Here is an 11633-nt window from a genome sequence, read left to right as displayed (position 1 = left end):
CATCAGGGGAGGTAATGAAGCGTCACACCCTGGCAATTATTTTCAGTAATCCACTCAACCTTGGCTTTCTCGCCATATTTTTTCTTGAATTCCTCCGCCTTCGCCAGGTACTGTTCGAACGGCGCCTTGGCAGCGAATCCACATTCCTTGTAAGTGAGCACTGAAGGTCGGCTCATGCCATATCCAGACGACAGCAAGCTTAAAACGATAGGACCAATGCTGCTGAACACGATAAACCTGAGCATGGTTTCTCTCCTAAAACTGACACCCGCATAGGGAAACTAACCTTAGTGATGAGTCGTAAATATCAATGTGCAAAGGACCCCGGCAAGTTTTGTTTCCTTGTCACTGGTATATTCTTCAGCCGTTGCAAAATGGGGGAGATGAAAAAAAAGGCGCTTTTGCTTTTGTGCAATGAAATCAGAGACACGTCATTTAGCATTTGCAAAATTGTCTGAAAGAAGTGACAGCATTTTTTCTGGGCTTTTGCAATCGCAAACCATGCATTAATGACTATTCACATTCACGAAGAACAAATATTATTCACCACCATGTACGAATAATTTGACTTTCCACCGCCATAAAATTACTAAATAATAAGACAATCACAACTCATCGACCTGGGAGCAGCTTCAATGGCTCATCCGATTTGTTTTTTCCTTCAGGAAAAAATCAAAGCCTTTGTCGTCAAAAAAAATGAGAGTGTGAGATGGTTGGCCAAGCAGGTCGGCGTTGATTATACGATCGTTTACAGACTGCAGGCGGGCGAGCAGAAAAGCCTGTCCTTCTTTGATGCCAAGCGCATCCTGAAAGTGATCGAGCCGGACAAGTACCTGGAAATCCTTGGTGAATTCTATCCGGCTGAAGTCCAGGAACTGGCTGACAGTAAACTGACGGAACAACAAACCGATGAGTTGCTTGACACCATTGCCTTTGCACTGACGGATATCGACCGTTATCGCATTTTCGCTTTTGCGACCGAGACTGTCGGCGCAACCCGTAGCCTTGTGGCTGAAGAATTTGGCAAGTTCGGCACGGAAATTTTGGATGCATTGATTTCCAAAAAAGCTCTGCGCATAATGGAAAATGGAACAATCGAAAATCTAATCGCAGGGCGCCAGTGGTGGTCGGACGATCTGGTGAAGAAGGTCGCTTTGAATAATATTCACTTGATGACAGCAGCCAGCCCTGGCACTCACATGAGAAACTGGGTGACTGGATTGAATGAGAAAGGCCTGCGCGCCTACTACGATGCTCACGCGAACTTTATCGAGAGTCTGGCAAATATTGAAAATTCCCAAGAGTTCAAAGGTTCCATAGTAACCGCATCATCTCTCTTTGTCGGACCAATCCTTGATAAGAAAGTGGAGGCCTGAGCATGAACAAGGTTTTGCTGTTATCCTGCTTCATTTGCTTGACGGCTCACGCCGGTACGGGTGGGGGGATTTCCACACCACCTGGCAGAGCAGGCCTCGCAAAACACCTGGCCGAAACCCTCGGCCTGAATGGTTCACTTTTTCGGATGGCGGGTTCGGATCCTTTGCCTCTTGAAATCGTGGTCCAGATGGAGGATGCGTCAGCTCCTGCTCCGGACCCTGTGACCACAGTAACGATCTCCAACGAGGTCGGTGAAACAAGAAACTATCGCGTAACCGATGGCGAGGCCATGAACGAGTATGTTCTGAAAGACCGTCGCCTGACGCTGCGCGCGTCCTTGAAAAAACAACCCTAATCATCTCCTGGCTTCACCCGGCCGCGGCCGGGTGAAGCCTTTTTTGCGTCCACTATTAACCTTCATTTGAAAAAAAACAGGACCCGGGCCGTGGACCCGGATCCTCTCATCCAAGAGCAAACGCCAGACGAAGCTCAGATCTGTTCGATCCCTGCCAGCTGCCAGCTGCTCCGTCCCTGAGACTTCGCAAAGATCCAATTTTCATCGAACTTCACCGGCTCGGTATTGCTGCCGCTCTTCACGGCGCCCGTGCTTTCATCCACCGTGTAGTCCAAAAGACTCGCGGTAAAGCGCACGCGTACCAGTTCCCGATCGCCTTCATACCAGGGCTCGCTGAGCTCGATGTTACGGACCGAAATATTTTCCAGACGGTTGATCTCCTGCCGTGCCTTCAGATCCTGAAGATCGGCTTCCAGCACACGGGCCACATCATGTTCCACATAATCCTGAACCGAAGTCAGATCACGACGGGTCCAGGCACCCTGAACGCGGAAGAAGATATCTTCAGCCGTATCGCGCTCAAGACGGGATCCGGAAACACCACCCTGTGCAAAGTAACCGGCATCGGCTGGGGTACTGCCGTAGCTCGCGCTGCGTGCCATGCTTTGATTCATCGGCGGCTGGTAGCCCATCGAAGGCGCGCCTCCGGCAAAAGCAGGGCGATTTTGATTCTGGCGACTTTTCCAGAAACGGAACGCCACATAAAGAAGACCAGCGATCAGGATGATATCCAGAAGGCCTATGCCGCCACCCATGCCACCGAAACCGGCGCCGTGAGCCAGCGAACTAAAAAGCATGCTGCCGAGCAAACCACCGGCCAGACCACCCGCCAGGCCTTTCATGAAGCCACCGCGATTGGAAGCGGGCTGCGCTTGCGGCTGCTGGTTCGCCGGAGGATTGGAACGGGGCTGCGTCGTCGGATGCGAACGCTGACCAAAGGAACGTCGGCCACCCGCACGGGAGAACGCGTCACTCCCGATGGCGAGCAGACCGAAGCTGAAAGCGATCAACAAAGTGCGAATCATTAATCCCATTTTCGAAACGTGCATATCATGAACCTCTCAGGTAACGGCGCATGGAAATCGCGCCTGACTTGAAAAACTATCATGGATTCACATCATTACCTGCATGGATAATGTCGAGGGACTTCTTCGCTTTTAACAATACGCCACCGAGTCGCCCTCAACCGATCAAATAGCCGCCGTCCACGGTCAAACAGCTGCCTGTCGTATACGATGCCGCCGGGGAGACGAGATAAAGTACCGCACCGGCCATCTCATCGGGCTGCGCCACTCTTTGCAGGGGTACATGCGGCATGAGCTGATTCAAAATCTTTTCATTCTTCACCAGCGTCGCGGCAAATTTGGTATCGGTGGCACCTGGCAGGAGGGCATTGACGCGGATCTTATAGGCGGCGCATTCCTTGGCGAAGGCCTTGGTCATCGACACAATTGCCGCCTTCGTCACCGAATAGATGCCTTGATAGACGCCGGGATTTTCCGCATTGATGGAAGCCACGTTCACGATCGCGCCCCCGCCCTTCTCTTTCATCAGGCGTCCGCCTTCCACCGAGGCAAAGAAATAGCCGCGGATATTGACGTCGACTGTCTTCTGATAGGCTTCCAGCGTGGTATCCAGGATAGGCCCGAAATAAGGATTGGCGGCGGCGTTGTTCACCAGAATATCGAGGCGCCCAAAACGCTCCCGGATCTGTTGAAAAAGGTTTGTTATCGATTCCATGTCCCCGATGTGACAGGCGATGGCTTCGGCCTGGCCCCCTTCACTCTTGATCTGGGCCACGATCGCTTCACAAGCGTCCTGCTTGCGACTCGATACGATGACCTGAGCTCCATGACCGGCCAGCATGCGGGCGATGCTGGCGCCGATGCCGCGACTGGAGCCGGTGACCAGAGCAACTTTTCCGGAAAGATCGAATGGTTTTTGAAAGTCCATGGTCCTGTCCTATCTGAATGTAAGAAGAGGCGCAGACGTTTTTCCAAAATGAGCATGATCGTTGAAATAGCTGAGAAACAGGACATCGCCGTTGAAGGGCAGACGGGAAACCGAAGCATTGACGATGGCTCCGTTGAGCCGCAGCATCATCGCATCGGAAAGCTCCAGCGTCATCTGCATAAGGCAGGCGATGGGTCCACCCGAGGTGAAGAGCAGCACATTGCCGTCAGCCGGCGTCTGCTGCAGAAGGGTCTGCACCCCTCTGCGACAACGCTCCTTGAACTGTCCATAGGTTTCCGCATAATCCGCTTCATGAGCCCCCTGCATCCAACGCTGCATGGCCTTCTCAAATTCCTTATGAAAGGCCTTGGCCGGTTCGGGATGTTTCCGCAAAAATGCCTGAACCTTCGCCGGATCAGCAAAATCCGGATGCAGGCCGCACAGGACCGCCTGGTGATCGAATTCATTCAACCAATCCGCGGTCTCGGGCTCGGGTGTTCCGGACATTTCCGTCAGACAAAGACGGGCCGTTTCCTTGTGCCGCTTCATGCTTCCCTGCAGCACACGATCAAAGCGCAGACCACTTCCAGCCAGCATCTGACCAAGGATGACGGCCTGCTGCTGACCGATCGCGGAGAGGGCATCATAGTCCGACTCGCCAAACGAAGCCTGTGCGTGTCGAATCAAATAGAGGGATCCCATGCTTACCCCTTGATCGCGGACAGGCTGAGTCGTTCCAAATGCGTGACCATCACGTGAAACTGCGCAAAACGCTGATCCTGGGTCTGACCCGCCGCGAAGCGATAGTAAATCTGCTGGGCGATGACCGCGAGGCGGAACAGGCCATACACCCGATACCAGGTGAAATTCACCGGCGGCAGATCCATCTTCTGGCGATACAGTTCCACGATCTCAGCACGGGTCAGCATGCCCGGCAGATGCGTGGGCTGCCGCCGCATTTTCTGCATCAGGGGATCATCGCCGGCTTCCACCCAATAGGCGAGACTATTGCCAAGATCCATCAAAGGATCCCCGAGTGTGGCCATTTCCCAATCCAGCACACCGATGGCCCGGGTGGGTTCGTTGGGATCAAAGACGATATTATCGAAGCGATAGTCATTGTGAATCACACAGGTGCGAATCTGGTCCGGCTTGTGTTCATGCAGCCACTGCCGCACGCCTGCAAAATCCGGCACGTTGTCCGTGCGCGCTGCCAGGTAACGTTGCGACCAGCCTTCGACCTGCCTTGTGACATAACCATCGGGCTTGCCGAGATCCGCGAGGCCGGCCTTCTGATAATCGACGCGATGCAGCTCCACCAGCTTGTCGATAAACTCAAGGCAGATGGCGCGATGCTGCCCGGGGCCAAAACCGAGTTCGGCCGGCAGATCCGCCCGCGGAATGAAACCCACGAGGCGTTCCATGATGTAAAAGGGAGCCCCGAGTACACTCTCATCGTCACAGGAGGCGATCATGCGGGGCACATAGGGATAAACCGGTTTAAGCTTCTGCATCACACGAAATTCCCGCCCCATGTCGTGAGCGGATTTGGCCTTGGTGCCAAAGGGCGGACGCCTGAGGACAAAGCTCTCCTGATCGAATTCCACAAGATAAGTGAGATTCGAAGCTCCACCGGGAAACTGCCGAATACGGCAGCTTCCCTGAAGCGTCGGGATCTGTTTTTTCATGAAGGCTTCCACCGCCTGGACATCCAGCTCCTCGCCCTGGCGTGGCGTGTCGGCCTGATCAATCAGGGTCATGATGCGGCCCTCGCCCGCTCACGAAAATCCTGGCGCTTGCGCACCATGCGTTCCATGGCCCAGAAATAAAAGGCTGGCGAGACCCGTTTCATATACCAGATCGCGGCGAAGTCCTTATGCGGCAGGATATGGAAACGGCCGGCCTGGACGCCTTCAAAAACGATGCGCGCGACATCCTCGGCTTTGAGTTTGGAGCGTTCAAAAAGTTTATTGATGACGCTTTTGATATTGGGATTCGGCGAGCGGGTATTTTCCGTGAGGTTGGTCGGAAAAAAGCCCGGACACACCACGCTGACCTTGATATTGAACTGTTTCAGTTCCGATTTCATGGTATCCGACAGGGCCACCACACCGGCTTTCGTTACGTTGTAGCTGTTCATCTCGGGGGAATGAATCAGGCCGGCAATCGAGGCGACATTCACGATATGGCCGAAACCCTGCTTTTTAAAGAGGCTGGTAAAGATCTGACAGCCGCGCACGACGCCCATCAGGTTGATATCAATGATCCATTCCCAGTCCGCACTGGGTGTTTCATCGATGCCGCCATGAACGGCGACACCGGCATTATTGATGATGACATCAAGCCCGCCCCAGCGTTTGACGATGGCGTCCTTCCATTTGATCAGGGAGGCTTCCTCGCGAACATCGACGTGCATGAAAAAGGCATCAACACCCAGAGCAAGGATGACCTGCTGGGTTTCCTGCCCCCTGATATCATTGATATCCGCGATCGCCACCTTCCAGCCCTGCCTTGCATAGTGCAGGGCCAGAGCCCGTCCGAGTCCGCTGGCTGCACCGGTAATCGCCACTCTCTTTCCAGATTCATGGGCCATCGTTTTTTCTCCCAAAAAATGTTTAAGCCAAGCCTTGTCGTTTCCATTCCAATTTGGCAATTAAATTCCGATGCACTTCATCGGGACCATCGGCAATGCGCAGGACACGCGCGTAGGCATAGAGCGCCGCCAGCGGGAAATCATCGGATAAACCGGCCCCGCCGTGAATTTGAATGGCCTGGTCGATCACATCCTGAGCCACATTCGGGACCACCACTTTGATCTGCGAAATTTCGCTCATGGCACCCTGAACACCGACCGTATCCATCAGCCAGGCGGCCTTGTGCGTCAGAAGCCGGGCCATATCAATGCGCATGCGGGCTTCGGCGATGATATCGCGATTGCCACCAAGTTCCACGAGAGGTTTGCCAAACGCCACGCGTTCGCTCGCGCGCCGACAGAGAAGATGCAGAGCCCGCTCCGCCGCACCGATGGCCCGCATGCAGTGATGAATGCGACCTGGCCCAAGGCGGCCCTGAGCGATTTCAAAACCGCGTCCGGGTCCCGCAATCATCATGCCGAGCGGCAGGCGCACATTGGTAAATGAGACCTCACCGTGACCATAGGGAGCATCATAGCTGTGAAACACCGGCAGCATGCGTTCAATTTTCACCCCCGGCGCATCCAGGGGCACGAGCACCATGGAATGCCGTTGATGCCGGGGCGCATTCGGATCGGTGACGCCCATGAAAATGCCGAATTTGCAGGCGGGATGCCCGACGCCTGAACTCCACCATTTGCGGCCGTTCAGGATGATGTCCGAACCTTCCACACGGCAGGTCGCCTGCATGTTGGTGGCATCCGAGGATGCGACGCCAGGTTCAGTCATAAAAAAAACGGAACGGATGCGTCCCTCCAGGAGGGGCTTGAGCCAGCGTTCCTTCTGCTCCGCGCTGCCATATTTCAGAATGACTTCCATGTTGCCGGTATCAGGGGCATTGCAATTGAAAATTTCCGGAGCGATGGGCGTATGCCCCATGATTTCGGCCAGCGGCGCATAGTCGCAATTGGAGAGTCCACCGGAATCATGCGGCGGCAGAAAGAGATTCCAGAGCCCGGCCTCACGGGCTTTGGTTTTCCACGTTTCCATGATCGCGGGCACTTTCCATTCACGCCAGTTCGGGTTATCGGCCCCCAACTGCTGGTAATAGAGAGCTTCCTGCGGAAGGACATGCTGATCGAGAAAGGCCTGTATTTTATGGCTGAGACTCTGCGCGGTCGGCGATAGGGAAAAATCCATGTGAGGTCCTCGGCTCAAAAAGAATGCATCAGCCTAGGCTCTCATGGATCTTAAGGCAAATAAATAGTCTTCATGAGGCGTTATCGATCACGGTTATAACGCCTGCATGAAAAGAGGGACGGTGGAATGTTCCGGGACTAGCGGAGCCGCACCTGGACCGGTATCACAGCCAGGGTAAGATCATCGGATGCCACCCGAATGCGGCCCCGGACTTCATAGCTGGGATCGTTCACAAAAATTTCCGACTGGAAGAAGGGATCATTTCTGTCCATGCGATAGACCACATTCCAGAACCGCTCGGAGCCGAGCTGACTGGCACTCAAGGTTCCAACCGCACCCTGGGCAAAGGTGATGGATTCGGTCAGTTGAAACTGGGTCTGGCCGTCCAGCACCTTATAGCCATCGACCATGAAGATATAAGCCCGGTCCGCTTTGGGAACAAAGCTCGCCTGTTCTTCATCCGTGGGTCCACCGCTGCTGGCCACGATTCCGCAGGCGCTGCCATCCACAGCACATTCCTGAATCCACAGATCCAGATCCGAACCGGAAGCTCCCGCGGTGACGACCGACACATTGGTGACGGTGGCCGGATAACGACGGAGCCGCTGGCCGGCTGCACTGGAAACCTCGATGGATTCTCCATCCTTCACGGTCGGCTGCACGGTTTGAACAGCCTGGTCAAGTATATAGGACGAACGTTCGGGGTTGACGTTCTTCGGCACGGAACCTTCCTTGATTTCGATCACCAGGGAACCATTCAGTGCTTCGATACCACCTTTCACTTCCTTCTGCTGGGCCTCCGCTTTCACATAGTCCACTCGCAGCTGATAGGTGCTCTTCGGATAGCGGGACAGGCCTTCCACATGCATATCCCAAATACCAGGTTGCGGCTCGAAGACTTCCCCGACAAATTTCGAGAGAACGTCATCGTCAGGTCCCACGGAATAGGCAGGCCCCGTGCAGTTATAAGCCACGGCATTCAAAAGTTCGGGCGGGTTGACAATATTGTTCCCGGCATAGGTATTCAGATAAACCCCGGAACAGTTCTGCGCCTGGCCGAAGGGATCGACACTGGCTTTGTTCACACTCAGCGTCACCCGCAGCGAGCTGATATCGGCTGGCACTTCCACATAGTTGCGGCTAAGTCCCAGGGCCTTCACCTGCGACTGGGTCACAGTATAGGCTTTGCCTGCGGTCAGGGTTTCATGAGGGATTGAGAGATAAATGGGAATGATAAACGAAGGAACATTTTCCGTGATGCGACCGTCCGCTGTCTGCCGATAAGCACGAACCAGCGCGCCGTGATCACCCTTGGGCAGACGGGCAATTTTCTCACGATCGACGCAAACATAGATCACGCTTTCCGCTGTCCCGCTGACACTGGCGGCATCCAGAGCGCCCTGCCCCACAAGGGTCAGTTTATCCCCGGCGGCGATGGACTCGCAGTGATTGGATTCCCCGGAATTGGCGGTCGCCAGCGTATTCACTTTGAGCCATTCGATGGCCGATCCATGAATTTCCGTATGAAGTTTGAAAAATTCGGCGCTCGCCACCAGTTGCCCAAACGCATCACCCTGCTCCTCCGCCGTCAGCATGCCTTCCGCCATCAGAGGCAGACGCCGGGCTATCCCAACCGAATAAAGAGGACGCACGGAGCTGGCATCGATCCAAAGACCGGCGCCATAGGAAATCACCGGATTGCCTTCCACCGGTTTGCCATCATAAACTTTGCCATAACGATTGGTCATCAGAGTCCGCACTTCGTAAACGGGCTCGATCGTCTGACCATTGATTGTGATTCCGGTGGGCACATGCTGGGCACCCAGAGCTTTCAAGGCATTCCATGCAGCAGGCAGATTGATCAGCCCGGTGCCCTGATCGATCCAGGTATATTGTCCTTCGACAGCCTGATTGGTTTTGGGATCAAAGGTTTTGGCATCGAAAGCTTTGGCCGAACCGATCAGCACCTTGCGCAGGATACGATTATCGGTGGGCAGCGGCGCTTCGGGGTGCTTTTTGTTGTAACGGCGCGCGGCATCGAGGAGCAGCGCATAGGCACCGGCAACCGCAGGGGCGGACATCGAAGTGCCCTGCATGATAGCTGTTCCCGCCCGTCCCGGTCGATTGAGGGAAATGGCCGAGAGCTGGGTGCCCGGAGCCGTGACGTTGGGTTTGAAACCACCGTTACCGAGGGGACCGCGGCTGCTGAATCCCATAACAAAATCCTCATCCTTGCCATCCTCGGTGGGAATGGCGAGCTGACTTTGCCGTCCCATCATATCGGTTGAGGCACTGGCCGCGACACTGATCGCATGACGGGCGGAGGATGGGGAGCCGATAGTTTGCAGACCAGGGCCCGAGTTGCCGGCGGAAATAACGAACTGCGTGTTGGTGATCTGACTCAGGCGGTCGATCAACAGCGACTGCGTATCATAACCATCATTCATGTTGCTGAGGCTGCCGAGGGACATATTGATGACATCGGCCTTGCCTTCGAGGGTCAGATCGATAATAGCGTTCGATGCCGAGCAGCCACGGGTATTGGCACAAGTCCGAATGGACATCAATTGAGCATTCGGGGCCACGCCGCGTGCGAGGGTAAGGTCATCATCATTCAGGAGAGTTTTGCGCCCACCGATGATACCGGCCACATGCGAACCATGCAGACCGGAATCATAGCCGACGATACTGACCGCGATGGTATCAACATCCTGACCGTCCGAGGCTTTCAATTTCATCGTTTCAAAGGCCAGACCAAATTTTTCTGCATAACTTTGCGTGACATCCCCACTGCGATTGAAATCGCGCAGAGGCACGGCCTTGCCCATTTCCAGGCGTTCCTGCAGGGTGATCTCCCCTGTTTTCGCCAGACTGCCGACAGGCTCCAGGGCTATATACACCTTGCTCTCCGCTGGATCACGACTGCCGGGAGGAGAGACCAGCAGAAGCCCAAGAAGGTCATCGTTCTTGAGATTGCGGTTCAAATCAAAGGGACTTCCCAGGGCCACTTCAGCCAGAAATCCGAGACGCACACTCGCCCCCTCCGCGACCGCACGCCGGACATCCACCGGAACCACCAGAGCCGTGCCCTTGGGCAGGGGCAGAAGGTTGGCGCCATCCGCGGCTGGGGTCGTGGCCACGATATTGACATGCGCGGAGACTTCCTCGGCGATCAGAAGCTTGCTCTGGGGAGTGCCTGCCTGGGAGGCTTCCGCTGCCGTCCCGAGGCGCACGGAGAATTTCGCTGTACTGGGGAAATAAACTTTTCCTTCCTGCGTGAAATCTTTCATATAGATAACGCGCGGCTTGCCGGCGGCATCACGGAAGGACGGATGATTATAGGTGATACCGGTATCCGTGATCCCGACTTTGACCAGGGAACCATCCACCTTTTCACCCAATTCCTGCTCCAGGGCCTGCAACCACTCATTGGTCACACCGATGCGTCTCAGCCCGGAAAATCCATCGGTGGTGTCCTTGGCTTTGCCGGCCACGATCATGTCATTGATCTGCTTGGACTGCTGCGCGACGCGTTCCAATTCATTGGGATCGGTCGTGACAGCTTCCAGAGTCATGGGAACCGGAAGCTCCTTCACCGCGCGCAGGCGGTTCCAAAGGGCTTCTTCATAAGGAATCCACATGGAATAATAGCCCGCTTCGGGCACGATCTCTTTCAGCAGGAATTCCTCATGCACGTCCGCCTCAAGTTTGTGCAGGGAACGAATCAGGCTCTGACCAATCGCATCCCGGACCTCGGCCCGGACCAAAGGGCTGCCGCGTTCCAGAAATTGACGATAGGTGACCGGGGCCACCAAACCGTTGACCTGGATGTAGGCCCGATTTTTGATCTTCATCGTCAGAGAGATCTGCCCGTTCGGCCACTTGATCACACCGTCATTCCCATCGGGAACGGGCAAAGGCTGGGTCGGCAGTATCAATCCTCCGGGATCCTGCTCGACCGCCGGCCTGGGCGCAGAGGAACGTTTTTGACAGCTCACACCACCGGCCAGAACCAGACTCAAACACAAAAAACGACTGAGAAAAGCTGAGGCTCTTTGCTTATGCACGGTTCTTCCAATCCTTTGAAAAAAGGCCAAAGTGCGCAACGCCTCGTG

Annotated in this window: 10 protein-coding genes; 2 read left to right on the top strand and 8 right to left on the bottom strand. The window is 55.0% G+C overall.

Annotation, left to right across the window (positions count from 1 at the left end; genetic code table 11):
• Positions 1-2: 2 nt before the first annotated feature.
• Positions 3-245 carry a hypothetical protein gene (locus OLTU_RS07690; RefSeq protein WP_141732173.1) on the bottom strand — a complete coding sequence of 81 codons (243 nt, stop codon included), beginning with the start codon at positions 243-245 and terminating at the stop codon, positions 3-5.
• Between the two features lie 459 nt (positions 246-704).
• On the opposite strand from OLTU_RS07690, the gene OLTU_RS07685 reads away from it, so the two are divergent.
• Positions 705-1376, top strand: a complete 672-nt coding sequence (locus OLTU_RS07685) for a hypothetical protein (RefSeq protein ID WP_218109900.1) — start codon at positions 705-707, stop codon at positions 1374-1376.
• Between the two features lie 2 nt (positions 1377-1378).
• Positions 1379-1732, top strand: coding sequence for a hypothetical protein (locus OLTU_RS07680; protein WP_141732171.1), 354 nt, complete (start codon positions 1379-1381; stop codon positions 1730-1732).
• 134 nt (positions 1733-1866) lie between these two features.
• Here OLTU_RS07680 and OLTU_RS07675 read toward each other — a convergent pair whose 3' ends face one another.
• The 7 genes from OLTU_RS07675 to OLTU_RS07645 form a co-directional block, all read right to left on the bottom strand.
• Positions 1867-2745: a Tim44 domain-containing protein gene (locus OLTU_RS07675; RefSeq protein WP_218109899.1), complete on the bottom strand. Its 879-nt coding sequence runs from the start codon at positions 2743-2745 to the stop codon at positions 1867-1869.
• Positions 2746-2914: 169 nt separating this feature from the next.
• Entirely contained in the window at positions 2915-3685 is a 771-nt protein-coding gene (locus OLTU_RS07670; RefSeq protein ID WP_141732169.1) for an SDR family oxidoreductase, read from the bottom strand.
• A gap of 9 nt (positions 3686-3694) precedes the next feature.
• Positions 3695-4387 carry a histidine phosphatase family protein gene (locus OLTU_RS07665; RefSeq protein WP_141732168.1) on the bottom strand — a complete coding sequence of 231 codons (693 nt, stop codon included), beginning with the start codon at positions 4385-4387 and terminating at the stop codon, positions 3695-3697.
• Between the two features lie 2 nt (positions 4388-4389).
• Positions 4390-5445, bottom strand: a complete 1056-nt coding sequence (locus OLTU_RS07660; protein WP_141732167.1) for a phosphotransferase family protein — start codon at positions 5443-5445, stop codon at positions 4390-4392.
• Positions 5442-6278 carry an SDR family oxidoreductase gene (locus OLTU_RS07655; protein ID WP_141732166.1) on the bottom strand — a complete coding sequence of 279 codons (837 nt, stop codon included), beginning with the start codon at positions 6276-6278 and terminating at the stop codon, positions 5442-5444. The genes OLTU_RS07660 and OLTU_RS07655 overlap by 4 nt, the downstream gene beginning before the upstream one ends.
• A 22-nt stretch (positions 6279-6300) precedes the next feature.
• Entirely contained in the window at positions 6301-7518 is a 1218-nt protein-coding gene (locus tag OLTU_RS07650; protein WP_141732165.1) for an acyl-CoA dehydrogenase family protein, read from the bottom strand.
• 137 nt (positions 7519-7655) lie between these two features.
• Complete coding sequence (locus OLTU_RS07645) at positions 7656-11585, bottom strand: S8 family serine peptidase (RefSeq protein ID WP_141732164.1); 3930 nt, start codon at positions 11583-11585, stop codon at positions 7656-7658.
• Positions 11586-11633 lie beyond the last annotated feature (48 nt).

It is taken from the genome of Oligoflexus tunisiensis, assembly GCF_001748245.1.
In the GTDB taxonomy this organism is placed as follows: Bacteria; Bdellovibrionota_B; Oligoflexia; order Oligoflexales; family Oligoflexaceae; genus Oligoflexus; species Oligoflexus tunisiensis.
Note: the sequence above shows the minus strand (reverse complement) of the source record. Positions and strands in the feature narration are given on the sequence as shown.